Below are 18,762 nucleotides of genomic sequence, written 5' to 3' on the forward strand. Positions count from 1 at the left end.
CTTTTCTTTTGGGCTTGTTAGAGCGGTTCGCCATTTCACGGAAACGGCGAACCGCTCTAACTCATTTTTTTGACGCAATTCCCAAGCGAAAAGCGCTACGCGCTTCTCCCGGGAAAACCGCTCACACTTTTCTTGGAATTGCTCTACTCCGCCAGCACCCGGGTCGAGGGGAAAGCCACTTCCACCAGCGTGCCTTCGCCGGGCGTCGAATTGATGGTGAAGCGGGCGCGGTTTGCTTCCACCATCGCCTTGGTCAACGGCAGGCCAAGGCCGGTGCCGTCGCCGCGGCCGCGCTTCAGCGCGTTGATCTGCTTGAACGGCTTGAGCGCCTGTTCGATCTCGGCCTGGCTCATGCCGATGCCGGTGTCGCGCACCCGCATGACGACGTCGCCTGAAGTCTCATAGGCGGTCGAGACGATCACTTGGCCGCCGGCCTGGGTGTAGCGGATGGCGTTGGACAGGATGTTGAGCGCGATCTGGCGCACGCTGCGCAGGTCGGCCACCACCTCCGGCAGCCGCGAGGCGAAGCTGGAGCGGATGATGACGCGTTCGCGGTTGGCCTGCGGCTGCATCATCGCCACGGTCTCGGCCAGCGTGTCGTTGAGCGAGACCGCCTCATAGGCCATTTCCTGCTGGCCGGCCTCGATCTTCGAGATGTCGAGCAGGTCATTGACCAGGTCGAGCACATGGTTGCCCGAGCGATTGATGTCGCGCAGATAGTCGCGGTAGCGGTCATTGGCGACCGGCCCGAACTTCTCGTCGACCATCAATTCGGAAAAGCCGATGATGGCATTGAGCGGCGTGCGGATCTCGTGGCTGATGCGTGCAAGGAAATCGGTCTTCTGCGAGGACGCCCGTTCGGCCACCGCGCGCGCCTGGGTGAGGTCTTCCTCGGCTCGCTTCCACTGCGTGATGTCGCGCACGACGGCACAAAAGCCGCTGTCATTGGGCAGCCGGCCGATGGTCATGAACAGCGGGATGAAGCGCCCCTGCGCCTCGCGCCCGATCACCTCGCGGCCGTCATTCATGACGCTCGCCACGCCGGGTTCGGAAAGCCCGGTGAGATAGTCGCGCGCCGCGCGCTGGCTTTCGATGGCAAACAGCGAGGCGAAGGGCTTGCCGGTCACCTCGTCGCTGTCGAAACCGAACAGCGCTTCGGCCGGGCGGCTGATCGAGCGGATGGTGCCGTCGCTGCCGATCAGCACGACGCCGTCGGTGGCGGTGTCGATGATGGTGCGCATCTCGGCGATGCGGGCCTTGAGCTCGGAAATGTCGGGTTGCGTCGGCTCTTCGCCGACCAAGTGCAGGGCTGCGGGCGCGTCATCATCACCGGTACGGCGCACGACCAGCATCAGCGCCTTGCCGTCGCGCCAGGGAACGGAGCGCAGGATGGCGTCGATCGGGAATTCCTGGCCATCGCGCGTTTTCAGCCGCAGTGCCCGGTCGCTGCCGTCGGAGGTGCCGTCATCGGCATAGGGATCGGCAAACAGCGCACCGAGGCCACCGGCATCCTCGAGGTCATCGAGCGTGTCGTAACCGGTCAGGTCGAGGAACTCCTCGTTGGCATAATGCAACTGATCGCCCGAATGGATGAGCAGCGGCACCGGCAGCTTGCCGAGCAGCGAAGTGTCTGGAGTCTTGCCTTCGTCACCGACGGAAAAGGCCGACGGCACGATCCCTTCGGTCTTGAGCGGCGGCACTTTCAGGCGCGGCCGTTCGGCCGGGCTCCCGACGGCGTTGGCCGCTTTGGCGGTTTCGCCGCCGAATGTTGCGGCCTGCTCATCGGCGGCAGCGGTTTTCGCGCCGTCGACCCAGTCCTCACTGTCCTCGGCATCGCGAAAATCGGCTGACGTCATGCTGTCATCGTCGTCGGTCCCGACATGTCCGGCCTCTGCAACTGCCGGTTCATCGTCGATTGCGGCGGGCTCGGCACTTTCCGATTCTGTGGGGACCGGTTCAGAGGCCGTGGGCGCGTCATTGTCCGCGACGGGGCTCGCCTCGGCATAGCTGAGCAGCGAGCCTGTCGCGCCGGCCGGCGTGTCACTATCCTCCTGGCGAACCACGTCGTCGGGATGAGCGCCGTCGAGCCGTGCGAGATCCGCCTCGTCCTCGGCGTCGGTCTCGGACGGCTCGGCCCGTACCGCGTCGCTCTCCGGTTCCGCCACCGGGATTTCGCCGGTCTCGGCCGGCGCCTGATCCGGGGCGGCGTCTGGCGTCGACGCAACATCGGAGACCGCCTCGATCGGAGTTTCCGTCTTGGCGGCCGGGGCCTCCACGGCTGTTTCAGCCGCTGGCTCAGCCGGTGTGCCGGGCTCCGGTTTCGGCGGGCTTTCGATGCCGGGCTTGTCGGCTTCCGGCGGCTCGGCCGGCGCACTGTCCTTCTTCAGCCGCTCGCCGATCTCACGGAAGGCGCTGCGTTCCAGCGTCGACAGCCCCTTGTCGTTGGCCGGCTGCCGGTGTTCGGCCAGGCGGATGACCTTGTCGGCAAAGCGCCGTTCCTGTTTCGGCACGATGGTCAGCGCGGGCACCTCGCCCTTGAACGGGTCCGCTGCATCTGGTTCCTCGGCCTTCGACTCGTCCGCCTTCGGCTCTTCAGCGGGAGGTTCGACGGCTTCCGGTTCCGGCGTAGCCGGCTGCTCGCCATTGGGCACCAGGGCCATGCCGATGGCTTCCGGATCGACGATCGCATCGCCGGTCCGGGCAACGCCGAAGCCGCGAAAACCTTCGAAGGCGCGGCTGCGGCCATAGACAGGCAAAGCCGCCAGGTCGACGGGGATCTTCAGGTCGGTGCCGACGACAGGCCACAGCACGGAGCGGCCGGACCATGTATCGCGCCGCTCCAGCAGGCCGGCGATCTCGCCGGATGCGTCAAGGCCGAAGGCCGCTGCGACATCCCTGAAGCGCCGGCCAATCACGTCGGCCGCCGGCTTGCCGACAATGTCGGCGAATTCCGGCGACAGTGCGCTGAACTTGCCTTCGGCGTCGGTGCGCCAGACGAAGCGCAGCGGCGCTGCCGAGCGGTCTATTGTCCGAACTGGGGGCATGGTCTGGGCTGCCGGGGAGGCGGGCTTGCTCTCCTTCGCGCTGTCCACGGGAGCCTCGGCGCCGGTCGCTTGGACCGCATTATTCGCTTCTGGCGCGCCAGGTGCGGGTCGCGCGTCATCCTCGCCGACATTGAAGTACCAGTGATCGTGCTGTGGCGGCGTGCCGCCCGCTGTCGGCTGATCGTTGTCGGCGGCAACCGGTGTTGGCCCGGTCGGCTCCGAAATCTCTTGCGTTGCCCGTTCCGGCCGATCTTCAGCGGCCGGCTTGGAAGGGGCGGGCTCGATCTCGGCAGTGCCAGTTGACCGTTCGACGGCCTCCGCCTGCGAAACATCCGCCGTCGGTTGATTGTCCTTATGAGGATCGGGTTGTGCGGCGGTGCTTTCCGTTACCTTATGGGCGGCTTCTGCCGAAGCCTCTGAGATAGACGCATTGTCCTCGAGCTGATCCTCATCGATCACAACCAGGAGATGCCGCTCCGGCGTCAGCCGCGCGAGCCCGGCGGGGTAGGAGGTGTTGCCGCCCGGAACGAGGCGCTTGACGATGCGTTCGCCCTCGGCGGCCACATCGGCGACCAGGGCGGCCAGCGTCGCGGGCTGAATGCCGAGCTTCGAAAAGCCGTCCGACGCGGCCTCGACATTGCCCCCGGCGTCGATGAAGGCGATGAAATGGCCGTCTTCGGTGAAGCCGCTGATCGCCCGGCTGGCGATTTCGGCGGCTCCGCGCGAGCCTGTCTGCGCCGCCGGCACCGCCAGCATGATCGCCTTCTCGCCGTCGGGCAGCGTCACGGCACTTGCCTGGAAGCCGACGGTCCTGCTGGTCATGCCGGTCGCCAACCTGACGGTGATGCCGCGATCGCTGCCGATCTCGGGAAAGCCGCTGGTCGCCATGATCTGGCGGCGGGCGATCAGCGGCAGCTGTGCCGAGGCCCCGATGATCGCCTCGATGTCGGGATAGCCGAACACGGCGGCGCCCGGCCCATTGGCCCAGATTACCTGCTCCAGATCCACCGACAGGATCGCGATCGCGTCGCCGGCGGCAAAACGCTGGCGCACCGCGTCGAGCACGGCCACGTCGAGGAAGGAATATTCGGACGGCATGCGCTTGGCGAACCCTCACGGAGCGGCGAAATTTGCAGTTAACGCTTTGTTAATAAAAGCCGCAGCCGCGAAGGTCCACAAGCCAGAACGTGCAAAGGCTGGTTTCTGGGCTTTTGGTTAACGGCCGGAAAGAAATTTATGGTGCACTGCAACAAAGATATTGCAATGCACAAAATTTGCCTTTATATTGCCATCATAACTGAACGAGACGGCTTTCCGTCAAAGCCGCTGCCGCTGAAAAGGATGGAAAATGTCCAGGACCAAAACTGCCGAGACGATCGAAAACGTTGAATTCCCGAGCTTCGACGCTTCCAAGGCCACCGACCAGATCCGCGCCTTCGCCGAAAAGGGCGTTGAGCAGTCGAAAGAGGCCTATGCCAAGCTCAAGACCGGCGCCGAGGAGACCCAGAAGGCTCTGGAGTCGACCTACGAGACCGCCAAGACTGTTTCCAGCGACCTGTCGCTCAAGACCATCGCGGCGCTGCGCGCCAACGCCGAAGCCGGCTTCTCGCATCTCGAAGCCCTGATCGGCGCCAAGTCGCTGTCGGAAGTCGTCGAGCTGCAGACCGCCTTCCTGCGCAAGCGCGTCGAGTTGACGGTCGAGCAGGCCAAGGACTTCCAGGCTGTTGCCTCCAAGGCGGCGGAAGACGTCTCCAAGCCGATCAAGACCGCCTTCGAGAAGGCGATCAAGGACATCAAGGCTGCCTAATATTTGCGCATGATCTGAGGATGCAACAAAAGGTCGCATTTTCTTAAAAACGATCAGGCGTATGATGGTAGCCATTAAGAAATACCCGGCGAGTGGAACCTCCTCCCTCTGCTCCCCGGGGTGACCAGCCAGCACCTCCTCCCGCTGGCTCGTAACAGGAAAAGGCCGGCACCTCCTCCCGCCGGCCTTTTTCTTTGCCCTGCGAAACCGCCGCCGTTGCGGCACATGTGGGGAAGTGGTCTTTGCTTCGCAAAAGCCTTGAATTAAAATCCATAAGCCCGTATGGACGCATCGCCGAACGACAGAGCGGATCGCTTAGGACGAGTTCCCGAAGAGATTCTGCTCAGGCAAATGTGCCGTTGTAGCTCAGCTGGTTAGAGCGCCGGATTGTGGATCCGGAGGTCGCTGGTTCGATCCCAGCCAACGGTACCATCGTCACTCTACTACCGGCGGGTGCCCAGAGAGGTCAGGGATCTGGACGAGCGTGGCGTGTTCGTGCGTCGCGCCCTCGACACTACTGACCGCATAAAGGCCCGCACCGCCCGAGATCTCCACGAGGCTGCTGACAATGCTTTGTGGGCTTCGCTGATGCTGGGTGAAAATCCACAGGCGGCGCGTGTCCGATACCGCCAAGTCATCAAGCGAGCCGAGTCGCTGGGATTCGTCTATCGGCCACTCGCCGAGATCCTGGTCGCCGAGCCGCTCGATACGATCCTGCAGCGGGTCGAGAGCACAATAGTGGAGCCTGCCAAATCACCATTTGTCGACGCCGTCGGCGGCGCGGTCGCCCGCCCTGACGATAAGATATCGGAAGCGCTGAAGCTGTATTTCAACGAGATTGCTCGCGACGATATCCGCACCAAAAGCCCTGACCAAAAGAAGCGCTGGAAGGCAAAGCGCGAAATGAGCGTCGATGTCTTCATTGGTCTGATCGCCGATAAGCCGATGAGCGAGATCTCGCGCGACGACGCGCGAGCGGTGCACAAATATTGGCTGGACCGAGTTGCACCCGAAAAAGGGCGAGCGGACCGTTCGGCATCGACAGGCAACCGAAACATGGGCAACCTTCGAACCCTCTACGCCGACTACTTTCGCCATCTCGGTTTCCCCGAACAGAAAAACCCATTCGCCGATCTGTCATTCACGGATAGGTCGAAGCGCAGTCGGCCGCCGTTCCCGACCGTCTGGATTCGCGACAAGATATTTGCGCCTGGCGCGCTTGCAGCACTCAATGAGGAGGCGCGGGGAATCGTGCTTGCCTTCGCTGAGACGGGAGCCCGACCGAGTGAACTCGCGAACCTGCATGCCGGTGTCATCCATGTTGATCATGAGGTGCCGCACATTTCACTCGAGCCGCGCGACGATCCCGATGATCCACGAGAGATCAAGACCGCCTCGTCGGTGCGCAAGGTGCCGTTGGTCGGCGTGGCGCTTGAGGTGTTCAAGAAGCATCCTAAGGGCTTCCCACGGTACAAGGATCGCGAGGCGTCGCTGTCAGCCCTGCTCAACAAGCACTTCAAGAGCTACAATTTGTTCCCAACCAACAATCACACCGTCTATTCACTTCGCCATTCATTCGAGGACCGCATGAAGAACGGTAGGCTGGACGAGGAGCTTCGGCGCATGCTCATGGGCCACACGATCGACCGTCCGAAATACGGCGAGGGCGGCGACATGAAGATGTGGCAAGAGGAACTTATGAAGATCGTTTTGCCGTTCGATCCTGGGATTGTATGACACGTTGGCGCACTGCGGCGAGGCGTTCCTCCTTCGCTCGATGATCCTGCAGGGCGCGTTCCAAGTGGTCGAATAGCGGGAGCCACGCCTCACCATGGTCGCCTCTCGCCACGATGATCTCGGCGACGCGGTCGAGCGCTCGCTCTATCCGCTGTGCTGTGACTGGTCGAGGCGTGGGCGAGTATCGCCTCACGGCTTCGCCTTTCTGCAAGGCCCTGAATGCAACATGCCTTATGCGTAGGCGAACTTTCCTGGTGCAGTGAAGGCCCGCGTTCGGCTCCGGCTGTAATCTGCGGCTGCGACCTGAAAATGGGACACACTCTTTGCCCGTCGGGGATTGGTAGCGGGAGACCGCTACATCGCAAAACCCACTATTGAGGAGGCGCTCTTTTGCTATCGCCGGGGTGCGACCTGACAGCAAGTTGAAGCCTCTCGAACTTTTTGGGCCGCGCCCCAGGCTGAACTACATGCGCTTGCGGTAGAAATTCGAATATCGGGTTCGGCTTGGGAACAATTTGACGAGAAATTGCGGCCTGGATTGTCGGCATCGCCCACTAGGGCTCACGTACAAATTCCGTCGAACGGTCATGTGAGGTTTGGTTTGTGGAGCGATATCCGCACAATAGAATTCCGCACATGGTTTCCGTACACGAAACCATCCTCCGGACCGCGATTCGGGCGCCACCTAGGCGATGTGCGGAAATCGGTCATTTGCCAGACATAGGCATGTCGCGTTTTGACTAGGATGGATTTGGCGGCTAACGGCTGCTTTGCGCCCAAAGTCAGTCATTCGTGCCGCGATTCTATGTTGCCAAAGCCGCCATTCAGTAATCTGGCCGGCGACGAGGGCTGCGCCGTCGCCAACGCTGACAACTCCTGCCGCCTCGACCGCGTCGCCGACTCGTTGATTGCAATTTCGATGCGATCCTAGCTCGTGGACCATAACGTGTCCGATTAGATCGGACACAATACATCGTGATGAAACCGGTGGCCGTGCCAATTACCGAACAGACGGGACGGCTGAGGCGCCGTGGCCATGCGTATGGCTCCGCATGTTTGCGATGGGACGGCTAGCGTTCGTGGCGACGGTTGCTTGGCAAGTTATTTCTCTCTGGGTAGGTTGAACCCTCGGAGGGAACAATCATGACAGGCTATTTCGGCACGCCGATACAGCAGCGCCTGCAGGCCCAGGCGGAGGCGAGTGCTGAGTTCATCAACGTAACAGCCGGTGCCTGCCAGACAGGGCGTACCATGGGCTGCGACGACCCCGAGCGACTGGGCTGGGCACGGATTGCTGAATTTCTCGATCGCGACGGCGTCTGCGGCTTCCGTCTTATCCCATCCAGCAATGCGGACAAGCTACAGTCCCATCTGGAAGCGCAGGGTTTCCGCTTCGATAGATGGGACGTTTTCCTCGCTGATCGCCGTTCCGCTCTCGCAGCTTCGGAGGCAATCCTGTCACATGGTCTACCGGACGAATTTAGGGAGCTTGAGCGGCCGGCCGACCCGCAGGGTAGGGACATGGCTAGAATTCAGACCCTTATGAATGATGCGGGCGTGGTGCCGTTTTCAGGCTCAATGCTGACGGGCGGCGTAGGCCCCGCATCCACTATGACGATTGGTGAAAAGGACGGCACTGTAGTGGCAGCGGCTCACGGCTACCTGCCACACAACTCCTTCAGCCCCTATCACCAATATGCTTGGGGCGGGCTTGTTGCTGTGGCGGAAGCGCAGCGGGGTAAAGGGTTGGGCAGCTATGTCAACGCGCGTATGATTGTCAGCGTATTCCGCGATCTCAACGCGACCCACGTCTACGAGCTTATCTCACCAACGAACTTACCATCCCGTCGGATGGTGGAGGCGTGCGGGCTAAGGCACGAATCTGAGCTTGTCTGCGGCATTGCAACGCCTCGCCAGAGCCCACGTCTGACGCGGTAATTCAACAGTGCTCCAACGTTTGTTGTAGGGCCACAAGCTAAACGGCAGCTTGTCTCCGGGTGCAGTCGGATACCGGACGGCCTGCTTTCGGCCCCAATCCGGCCGCGCTCATTGCGCTTGGTCAAGATGCACTAAGTGACCTTCTTTGTGGATAGAACTGAGGCGCTTGCATGGAAACTAGTCGTCTTCCTGGTGCTTTGGTTCGCCAGACCATACGAGAGAATACGAAGGAAACGGCTTGGCGAACCATCTGCTAACGTATTGATTTCCTGTAGCAACGGTGACCGTCCGGGCCCACCAATTTCATGTGGATGAAGAGTGTTCAGCCCAGCGCAGCGGAGTGGGTAGCAGGACGCCGAGGTGTCGATGCTGTGCGAGGATGGTGCCCTGGCTTCGACACTCGCCTGCGGTCGGTTAGTTCGCCGAGAATGTGCTACATATTGTGATACCTATTGTGATACAAATTTGGCATTTTAACGAAAAAAATAGAATAAAAACAATAACTTGGTGAGAGTATCGATCCCAGCCAACGGTACCATCGGCATCTCCGACAAGTTATTGGTTTTGCTGAAGGGTTTCCTGCAAGGCCGTGGAATGTAGCCTGCCTTGTGGGTGGGCGGACTTTCCTGGTGCAATGAAGGCCGGCGTTCGGTTCGGGCGCTTATCGGCGGCTGCGACCTGCAAATAGGGATGGCTCTCTGCTCGTGGGGGATGATGGCGGGAGAGCGCTACCGCCTTTCCCCCACCCATCGAACCACCAGTTCCGGCTTCGCTGCCATGGCTGGCCGAAGCGAATGACGGATTCAGTGTACCCTGTGTGGAATAAACAGGTGATCCGAACCGGTGCCACTCGATACCGTCGAACAAGTCGTCTCTCGAAAAAACCGAAACCAACCGTGATCAATGCCGCTAGCAAGAAATATCCAAGAGCCGCGGCGAACAGAGGCTCGTAAACCCGAAAGGTCTGCGCGAACGAGGTTGGCCGCCCCCATAAGTTCGAAGACTGTGGTCGTCGAGGCCAGGGCAGTTCCCTTCAACAGCAGGATGTTCTGACCGCCGATCGCCGGCAGCGCCGACCTGAAAGCCTGCGGGAGAAGGACGGAAATCATGATCCGTGTTTCGACAGGCCAAGCCATCCGGTCACGTAATCCCAAGGAAGCGGAAGCCGCAGCAAGGCGGGATGTCGAATCCGCTTGGCGAATTGCAAAAGAAAGCTCCGCGATGGCTGAGGGCAACCGAGATGCCGAAGGAGATCGTGTGGCCGCGCGGCGCGGTGAGAAATGCAGCGACGAGGCGCACGCAGTCGGCGAAGGAAAGGTACGACCAGCATGCGCCGGTCCGCCGGTTCGGGGAAAGCCCTGGCCAAACAACTCTGCTCTTCATCTCATCATACCAGTTGACATGATGATGGTTGCCGCTAAGGTTGGTCAGGGCTCGGCGGATGCGGGTACACGGTCAAGGGAGGAGACTATGCAGACATCGAGGAAACTTCGGCGCGTAGCGCTTTTTGGCGCCATCGCCATGGTGGTCGCCGGCGCGGCGTCCGCGCAAGAGGTCAAGGTCTGGACCCTGACCTTCGCCAATGATTCCGCCAACAAGGCATGGGCTGACATCGTCAAGGAATTCGAGGCTGCCAATCCTGGTGTCACCATCAAGGTGGAAGGCCGCGGCACCGATGAACACAAGTCGGCGCTGCGGGTCGCCTCAGGTTCCGACCAGGGACCGGACATCTATTTCATGTGGGGCGGCCTTGGCCTTGGCGGCGAATTCGTCAAGGCGGGACTCAGCCTGCCGCTCGACAAATACTACGCCGAATACAAATGGGACGATGAACTGCTCTCACCGGCGCTTTCCTTCTCCAAGCAGTATGAGGGTGGCAGGCACGGCGTGCCCTACACATTCCACGGCGAGGCGCTCTATTACAACAAGGCGTTGTTCGAGAAGGCCGGCATCACCACGGCCCCGGCGACCTATGATGAACTTGTCGCGGACGCCGAGAAGCTGAAAGCCGCCGGCATCCCGGCAATCACCTTTGGCGGAACCGTCAACTGGCACGTCATGCGTCTCATGGACATGATCCTGGAAACCAAATGCGGGGTCGAGAAGCATGACCGTCTGATGGGGATGCAGGTGAGCTGGGCAGACGAGGCCTGCGCCACGGCCTCCTTCGAGGAGTTCCACAAATGGACATCGAATTACACGCTGAAGCCGTTCATGGGGATCGATCAGGCGCAGTCGTTCAATCTCTTCCTCGGCGGTCGAGCCGCCATGATGCTTGAAGGCGACTGGCTGGTGGGTCAGCTTAAGGGCGAAAACCGCACTGCGGATTTTGGTCTGTTCCCATTCCCGACCGGTACTGACCGCCTCTACGGCTTCGCCGAGTACAACTACATTTCGACCAAGAGCAAAGTTCCCGACATCGCCGCCAAGTTCCTGAACTATCTCGAATCCACCGACGTGCAGCAAAAGCACCTTGGCGATTTCGGTTCGATCTCGGTCAACAAGAACGTCAAGTACACGAGCGCCGAACCGCTCGACCAGAAATGGATCGAGATCTTCGGCAAGTTCCCGTCGACGTTCGTCAATGGCGACCAGGCCTTCCCGCTCGACGTCACCACCGAATATTTCCGGGTGATCAACGAGGTTGCTAGCGACACTCTCGATCCCAAGGCGGCAGCCGCCGAGCTGCAGAAATTCATCGGCAACCGCAGCTGATATTGAACCTCGCGATGGCCGGCCCCGACAAGCCGCAGGCCGGGGCCGGCCAGCCGATTCTCTTGCACCGCTCCTGGGACGATACATGGCCGTGAACATTTCCGCCGCCGATCGCCATGCGCGAATGCCTGCCCGGTCAGGCCAGCTTCGCCGAAAACTGCAGGATCCGACCCTGCAGGGATTGATGCTGTTGGCGCCCGCGGTGCTGGCCTACGCAGTCTTTGCCTTCTATCCGATGATCGACGTCATCCAGCTCAGCTTCATGAAATGGAATGGACTGAACGCGGACAAGCATTGGGTGGGGCTCGACAACTACCGCTACGTGCTGCACGACGATCCGGTGTTCTGGGTCGCCTTCAAGAACACGCTGATCTGGACTTTCCTGTCGGTCATCTTCCCGCCGCTGATCGGCTTTGGGCTGGCGCTTGGCCTGAACCAGAACATCCCTGGCCGCTCGCCGCTGCGCGCCCTGTTCTACATGCCCGTGATCATAGCGCCGATCGCCGTGGCAACCATGTGGCGCTGGATGTTCGACCCTTTCTTCGGGTTGTTCAACAGTTTGCTCTCCGCGGCCGGATGGCCCAACCTGATCCAGGATTGGCTGGGCGACCGCAACGTCGCGCTCTATTCGGTCTTCATAGGCTATGTCTGGGAGGTCGCGGGCTTCTCGATGGTGTTGTTCCTGGCCGGGCTGCAAGGCGTCTCGCAGACGCTGGTCGAAGCCGCCCGCATCGATGGCGCAGGACGCTTCCAGCTGTTCCGCTATGTGACACTGCCGGCGCTGAGGCCCACCATAACCATCGTCCTGATCCTGTCGCTGATCAACTCGCTGAAAGCCTTCGACATCGTCTACGGGATGACCGGCGGCGGACCGGCGCAATCGACGCAGATGCTCGCCATGTGGGCCTATACGCAAGCCATGCAACTCGGTGACTTCGGCCGTGGCAGCGCCATCTCCGTCGTACTCTTGCTCATCACCGTTGCCATCGTCATCCCCTATCTGCGCTGGACGCTCAAGCGGCAGGAGGCCTATCAATGAGCGGCGTGGCCAGCCCCTTTCGCCAGGCCGGCGCGGAGCGGGTGGATCCGCTGCTGGTGGCATTGTGGATCGCGCTGATCATCGTCGCCGTGGTCTGGATCGCTCCGTTCATCTTCATCCTCTTCACGTCGCTGAAATCGAACGCCACGGTGATGGGGACCGGCGCATTCTCTCCGCCCACCAGCCTCGCCTGGGAGAATTTCACCAATGCCTGGCGGCGCGGCGATTTCGGCACAACGGTCGTCAACAGCACCATCATCACCGTCATCAAGGTGCCGCTCGGGCTGATGATATCGGCCATGGCCGCCTATTCGCTGAGCCGCATCCAGGTCTGGGGACACAAGGTGGTCTTCCTTGCCATCGTGTTTGGCACGATGATCCCGTTCCAGGTGATGCTGGCGCCGATCTTCAAGCAGGTGAACAGCTTCGGGCTGATCAACACCTATGTCGGCATCATCCTGCCCTATCTCGCCTTCGGCGTCCCTTATCAGGTCTTCATCCTGCATGGCTTCTTCAAGGAGGTGCCCAAGGAGCTCAGCGAGGCGGCGCTTATCGACGGTGCGTCGCATTTCACCGTATTCCGGCGTATCTTCCTGCCGGTGTCGCTGCCGGTGCTTGCGGCGCTGCTGATCCTCGACTTCGTCGCCACCTGGAACGAGTTCGCCATGGCGCTGGTCATCCTGCAGGATCCGGATCGCTGGACGTTGCCGCTCGGCCTGATGTCGTTCCAGAGCCAGTTCGCCCGCGACTACGGCCAGCTCAACGCGGCGATCGTGATGACGGTGCTGCCGGCGGCGATCGTCTACCTCATCTTCCAGCGCTACTTCGTCTCGGGGCTGACCTCAGGCGCGGTCAAGGAATAGCAACGCAAGGAACCACGCATGGCCGACGGCACGACAGTCGAGAAATGGGACATATTCGAGATCGCACTGAAGGGCCCCGCGGATGGCAACCCCTTCGTCGAGATCGAGTTGTCCGCTAGCTTTTCGCAAGCGAACCGCAGCATCGCGGTTCCAGGCTTTTACGATGGCGACGGCACCTACCGCATCCGTTTCATGCCGGACAATGAAGGCAGCTGGAGCTATGTCACGCACTCCAACATCCCGTCGCTGGCGGGCAAGAGCGGCGCCTTCGAGGCAACCGCACCGTCCGCGGGCAACCACGGTCCGGTGCGCGTGCGCAACAAATTCCATTTCGCCTATGCCGACGGCACGCCCTACTTCCCGTTCGGCACCACTTGCTATGCCTGGACGCACCAGCCGCTCGACATGCAGGCCGAGACGCTGGCGACCTTGAAGAATGCGCGCTTCAACAAGCTGCGCATGGGTGTCTTCCCGAAAGACTATCCCTTCAACGTCAATGCGGCGCTGCACGCGATCTTCGAGGCCGGGCCGGACGGCAAGGAAGATTTCGACCGGCCGAACCCTTTGGCATTCCGCCATTTCGAGGCGCAGGTCGGCGCGTTGCGCGATCTCGGCATCGAGGCCGACATCATCATCTTCCATCCCTATGACCGTTGGGGCTACGCCAACATGAGCGCGGCCCAGGATTTCCGTTATGTCGCCTACCTCGCAGCACGGCTTGCCGCGTACCGCAACGTCTGGTGGTCGCTGGCCAACGAGTACGACTTCCTGCTTGACACCAAGCCGATGGCGCAGTGGGACCGCTACTTCCATATCCTCGAGGAAAACGACCCCTACCAACATCTGAAATCGATCCACAATGGCGAGCAGTCGATGAATTTCGACCACCGCAAACCGTGGGTCAGCCATGTCTGCATCCAGAACTGGGATGTGAAACGCACGCCCGAATGGCGCGACGCCTACGGCAAGCCGGTCGTAAACGACGAACCTGAATATGAAGGCAACATCGTCTTCCCATGGGGCAACATCAGTGCCGAAGAACTGGTGCACCGCTTCTGGCTCACCGTCATGCGCGGCGGCTATGCCGGGCATGGCGAAACCTACATGCACCCCCAGGATCTGATCTGGTGGGCCAAGGGCGGCCGGCTTCACGGCGAGGCGTGGAAGCGGATCGGCTTCCTGCGCGACCTCATCGAAGAGGACGTCAGCAATGGGTTGGAGCCGATGGGCCACAACAGTGCCTGGCCGTGGAGCCGGGTCTCCGGCGCCAGCGAGGGCGATCTTCGCTACATCTATCTCGGCGAGCATCAGCCGGTCATCTGGTCTACCGGCCTACCGCTCGAAGATGGCGACTACGACGTCGATGTGATCGATGCCTGGAAGATGACCGTGACGCCCGCCACGAAAGTGGCGGCGCCAATTCCGCATCCAACACGCCATGGCTCGGTCGTGCGCGGGGGCAAGGCGGACGCTGCTTTCGGGGTCGAGTTACCCGGCAAGCCCTACCAAGCCATCCGCGTCAGGCCACGGCGCTAGTAAACGGGGTTACAAGATGTCTTCTGTCCAGATTGTCGACGTGAAGAAGTCCTATGGTGCGACCCCCGTGATCCATGGGGTCAGCGTCGACATCGAGGACGGTGAATTTGTCATTCTGGTCGGCCCTTCGGGCTGTGGAAAATCGACGCTGCTGCGCATGATCGCCGGGCTCGAAACGATCTCGGGCGGAGAGATTTCGATCGGCGAGCGGGTGGTCAACCATCTCCAGCCGAAGGAACGGGACATCGCCATGGTGTTCCAGAACTATGCGCTCTATCCGCAGATGACCGTTGCGCAGAATATGGGTTTCGCCCTCGAACTCGCTGGCGCCAGGAAAGCCGAGATCAAGGAAAAGGTAGATACGGCGGCATCGATCCTGGGGCTGCAGCCGCTGCTCGCGCGTTATCCGCGCCAGTTATCCGGCGGCCAGCGCCAACGCGTCGCCATGGGCCGCGCCATCGTGCGCGATCCCAAGGTGTTCCTGTTCGACGAACCGCTGTCCAACCTCGACGCCAAGCTGCGCGTGCAGATGCGCACCGAGATCAAGGCGCTGCACCAGCGGCTCAAATCGACCATCGTCTATGTCACCCACGACCAGATCGAGGCCATGACGATGGCCGACAAGATCGTGGTGCTCAACGGCGGCAGGATCGAGCAGGTTGGAAGCCCGCTCCAACTCTATGACCGGCCGGTCAACATGTTCGTCGCCGGCTTCCTTGGATCGCCGGCGATGAATTTCATCGAAGGAACGGTGCGCGACGACCCGCATCCCGGCCTCGAACTGGACGACGGATCAATCATCCCGCTGTCAGCCATTCCCCCCGGCGCCTCCGGACGGCGCCTAGTGCTGGGCGTGCGTCCGGAGGACATTCATATCGACAGCGAAACCGGCGCCGCGGCGAAGGTGATCGTCGTCGAGCCGACGGGCGCCGAGACGCATCTTTCGGTCGAGATGGCGGGCCATGAACTCGTCTGCGTGCTGCGCGAACGCGTCACTTTGAAGCCGGATGAGACCGTCATGCTTTCCGTACGAAAGTCGGCCGTGCATTTCTTCGATCCGGCGTCGGGAAGCCGTATCTGATGATGTTTGGCGATAGGCCGTCCGGGATGTTCGAGGGGTGGTTCTGCCAGCGACGCGGCGGCGTGCTCGTCCTAGCGACAGGGGGGCGTCGCGGGCTTCTGGGGTGAAGTGCTGACAGTGCGGTCGATGCCGCCAGTGTTGCCGGGCTAGTGATCAACGGCGGCGCTCGACATCGCGGTGCTGACCACGTCGCTTTCCCGTCTTTTGCCCCGGAACGCCGCGAGCCGCCTGACGCTATTTGCCGCTAGGCAATCCCGTCAATCTCCGAGGCCGTCGCGAATTGCGCTAAAATAGCGATCGGATCCGACCTGGCCGCCCTTCAGCGCGATTTCGAGGCCGTCGACCTCGCCGCCGCCATGGGCAAGGCAGAGCGGCGAACCCGGTGATTGCGGCAATGGCATGCGCACGGTCAGTGCGTCGATGGACAACTGTCCCAGCGCATGGCTGGAGGTGTCTCCGCCGGCGATGACCGCGCGCCTGAGTTTCTGCTCGACGACCAGCTGGCGCAGAATGTCGCCCAGCGCCCGGCCGAGCCGGTTTCGCGCACCTTCAATATGGTCGATCTCGGCACTGCGATCGGCCTGGGGACCAAGGGCGGTGTAGAGGATGACGCTGCGCCCTGCCGTGAGACTCGCCAGGCCGCTCGCTACGGCACGTTCGATCGCCCCGCCGGCGCTGTCCGAGACCAGCTGCATGGCATCGATCTGGATGCCGTCGAACCCATGGGCGAGCGCGAAGCGGATCTGCTTCTCTGTGGTTGGCGACACACTGCCCGAGACCACGGCGAGCCGGTCCACCGGACCGGGTGGCGCGAAGGACGCGTGCCCCGCGGCGATGCCCTTGCCGGCCCATTCGGCGAGCAGCGCATATTCGACGCCCGAGGATCCGACGACGAAACCATAGCCTTGTTCGCAAATCCGCCAGATCTGCTCGCCGACGCGTGCCTGCGTCTGGCGGCTTTCGACGTCGAACAGGACGATTTCCTTGTCCTGAAGAGCCTGGTCGACCGTCTGCGAAAGATCATCCGCCTGCAACGCCGTCAGGTCGACAAGGCCGGAACCGAGATCGGTCTGCCGATGGAGGTGGATGAGGAGATCAGCCTCCTTCATCGGCGTCACCGGATGCCGGCTCATGACCGGGTGGCGATCGATGCGGAAATAGGTACCGCGAAATGCCGCGAATAGGTTGCCGAACGCCGTGTATCGCTTGAGCTGGGGAGCCCCGACAACCAACGGCACGCTCTTCTGGTTGAAGACACGCCGGCCGATCTCGATGGCGCGGCCAATGCTGCCGATCGCCGGGCTGGAATCGAAGGTCGAGCAGATCTTGTAATGGCAAACCGTCGCTTGCAGCCGGCTTAGCCATTCGAAGGCCGGCGCCAGATTTTCGTCCATCCATTGCGGCGTCTCGCTGCGGCTCGTACCGGCCAGCCCCATGGCAAGGCAATGCGAAAACCGCCCTAGCAGCTGCTGGTCGGGTTGACGCATGAACAGCACGGTCGGCACGCCGCCGAGCTCGAGCGCTTCCATGACGTCGGTCGAGCCGGTAAGGTCGTCGCCATAGTAGCTGAGCAGGAGGTGCTGCATGACGTCAGGCCGCCTTGCCGTCGCCGAACTTTTCGATCGACCGTGCCAGCTCGGGATGCTTCAGGGCGAATTTCGCCAGCGGGATGCCGTCGACTGCCGCTTGCCAGGCTTGCTGGACGGCGCGCACGCCGGCGCCTGGCCCGTCCGGATGGCTGACGATGCCGCCGCCGCAGAGATAGAGCAGATCGACCGTGCGGCCGGTTCGTTGGTAGGTCTCGGGCGCCTGTCCGCCCCACTGGCCGGAACCTGCGACCGGCAGCGCGCAATCGTCAGGCGAAAAGATCGGCGTCGTCACTGCCTCGAAGGAGCGGATGAAGGAGTCGTCCGGCTCCCAGTATTTCGAGGCGATGCCGTTGATCTGGAACTGGTCGACGCCAAGCAGCCGCCAGAACTGCTGCCACACCTTGAAATCCATGCCGAGCCCCGGATGGCGGGTGAGGATGTCCCAGCCGTTGCGGTGGGCGTGCAGCACCAGGCTGGAGCGCTTTCTCAAGTAGGCCATGCCGCCGAAGCCGATGGAGTTGATGTTGACCACGGCGCAATTGCCGCCGGCCTCGAGCACCAGATCATGGTTGCGCATCATCACGTCGGGATCGGCATGCGAGATACCGAAGGCGTACATCACCTTTTTGCCGGTCTTCTGCTCGTAATCGAGGATGAGCGGCATGATCTCCTTCACCCGCTCGGCCAGCGGCGAATAGGTCGGGCTCATCAACTTCTCGTCGTCCTTGATGAAATCGACGCCGGCTGCAATCAGTTCACCCACCATCGCGGCCGTCTCATGCGGCCGCAAGCCCAGCGCCGGCTTGACGATGGTGCCGATGATCGGGCGTCCCTCGACGCCGGTCAGCTTGCGGCTGCCGGCAACGCCGAACTGCGGGCCGGGATGGGCGCCGCGATAGTCATCAGGCAGCTTCATGTCGACAATGCGGATGCCCGACAGGCCTTTGATCGAATAGGTGCCGCCGATGGCGATGGTCATTAGCGCTGACAGGTCCGTGCCGATAGCGTCGAAGGGAAAGCCGATGTCGACATCGGCGCGTTTAAACGGTCCATTGCCGGCTTCCGGAATGGAGGGCTGCAAGGCTTCGGGTAGATGCCGGATCGCCAGGACGCGCGCCGCCACCCGGGCCTTCAGTTCCTCGGTCTCGCCGGGCAGCGCGACGAAGGTGCCAGTCGACTGGTCGCTGGCGATCTTGGCTGCCAAGGCCTCGATGCTTTCGGACGTTTCGATGCGATAGGTGAGGGTGATCATAGTCTGCTGTCTCAAGCCCAGGCGTTCGAAAAAGGTTCACCGGTGTTCGAAATCTGGTATAATGAGTACATAAGTATTGCAAGACATATCCGGCTGGAAGGTTTGCGAGGTCGACAGCCGGCATTTCCGCGAATTGTGGCGGCAGTGTTAGATAGGGCCGG

General features: G+C 61.7%; 11 protein-coding genes and 1 tRNA gene. 9 read left to right on the forward strand and 3 right to left on the reverse strand.

The window, feature by feature from the left end; translation table 11 throughout:
* Nucleotides 1-143 precede the first annotated feature (143 nt).
* The gene (locus tag ACVILI_RS09885; RefSeq protein WP_240565063.1) at nucleotides 144-4,142 is read right to left on the reverse strand and encodes a PAS domain S-box protein; all 3,999 of its coding nucleotides are present in this window, start codon (nucleotides 4,140-4,142) and stop codon (nucleotides 144-146) included.
* Between the two features lie 250 nt (nucleotides 4,143-4,392).
* Here ACVILI_RS09885 and ACVILI_RS09890 point away from each other — a divergent pair, with 250 nt between their 5' ends.
* From ACVILI_RS09890 to ACVILI_RS09930, 9 genes are all read left to right on the forward strand, one after another.
* Nucleotides 4,393-4,851, forward strand: coding sequence for a phasin (locus ACVILI_RS09890; RefSeq protein ID WP_019860319.1), 459 nt, complete (start codon nucleotides 4,393-4,395; stop codon nucleotides 4,849-4,851).
* A 355-nt stretch (nucleotides 4,852-5,206) separates the two neighbouring features.
* Nucleotides 5,207-5,283 (forward strand) — tRNA-His (locus ACVILI_RS09895).
* A 57-nt stretch (nucleotides 5,284-5,340) separates the two neighbouring features.
* Nucleotides 5,341-6,588: an integrase gene (locus ACVILI_RS09900; RefSeq protein ID WP_457102424.1), complete on the forward strand. Its 1,248-nt coding sequence runs from the start codon at nucleotides 5,341-5,343 to the stop codon at nucleotides 6,586-6,588.
* Between the two features lie 1,143 nt (nucleotides 6,589-7,731).
* Nucleotides 7,732-8,526, forward strand: a complete 795-nt coding sequence (locus ACVILI_RS09905; RefSeq protein ID WP_038644648.1) for a GNAT family N-acetyltransferase — start codon at nucleotides 7,732-7,734, stop codon at nucleotides 8,524-8,526.
* A 1,470-nt stretch (nucleotides 8,527-9,996) separates the two neighbouring features.
* Nucleotides 9,997-11,241: an ABC transporter substrate-binding protein gene (locus ACVILI_RS09910; RefSeq protein WP_038644650.1), complete on the forward strand. Its 1,245-nt coding sequence runs from the start codon at nucleotides 9,997-9,999 to the stop codon at nucleotides 11,239-11,241.
* Nucleotides 11,242-11,326: 85 nt separating this feature from the next.
* Nucleotides 11,327-12,280, forward strand: coding sequence for a carbohydrate ABC transporter permease (locus ACVILI_RS09915; RefSeq protein WP_019860315.1), 954 nt, complete (start codon nucleotides 11,327-11,329; stop codon nucleotides 12,278-12,280).
* Nucleotides 12,277-13,143, forward strand: a complete 867-nt coding sequence (locus tag ACVILI_RS09920; RefSeq protein ID WP_051726721.1) for a carbohydrate ABC transporter permease — start codon at nucleotides 12,277-12,279, stop codon at nucleotides 13,141-13,143. The genes ACVILI_RS09915 and ACVILI_RS09920 overlap by 4 nt, the downstream gene beginning before the upstream one ends.
* 18 nt (nucleotides 13,144-13,161) lie before the next feature.
* The gene (locus tag ACVILI_RS09925; protein WP_038644652.1) at nucleotides 13,162-14,679 is read left to right on the forward strand and encodes a DUF5060 domain-containing protein; all 1,518 of its coding nucleotides are present in this window, start codon (nucleotides 13,162-13,164) and stop codon (nucleotides 14,677-14,679) included.
* A 16-nt stretch (nucleotides 14,680-14,695) separates the two neighbouring features.
* A complete protein-coding gene (locus tag ACVILI_RS09930; protein ID WP_038644654.1) occupies nucleotides 14,696-15,760 on the forward strand; it encodes an ABC transporter ATP-binding protein in 1,065 nt (354 codons plus the stop codon).
* A gap of 257 nt (nucleotides 15,761-16,017) precedes the next feature.
* Here ACVILI_RS09930 and ACVILI_RS09935 read toward each other — a convergent pair whose 3' ends face one another.
* Nucleotides 16,018-17,346 (reverse strand): four-carbon acid sugar kinase family protein, encoded by a 1,329-nt coding sequence (locus ACVILI_RS09935; protein WP_038644655.1) that lies wholly within the window; start codon nucleotides 17,344-17,346, stop codon nucleotides 16,018-16,020.
* A 4-nt stretch (nucleotides 17,347-17,350) separates the two neighbouring features.
* Entirely contained in the window at nucleotides 17,351-18,601 is a 1,251-nt protein-coding gene (gene oiaX / locus ACVILI_RS09940; protein ID WP_038644657.1) for a 3-oxo-isoapionate-4-phosphate decarboxylase OiaX, read from the reverse strand.
* Nucleotides 18,602-18,762: the final 161 nt, after the last annotated feature.

This window comes from Mesorhizobium sp. USDA 4775, from assembly GCF_054062655.1.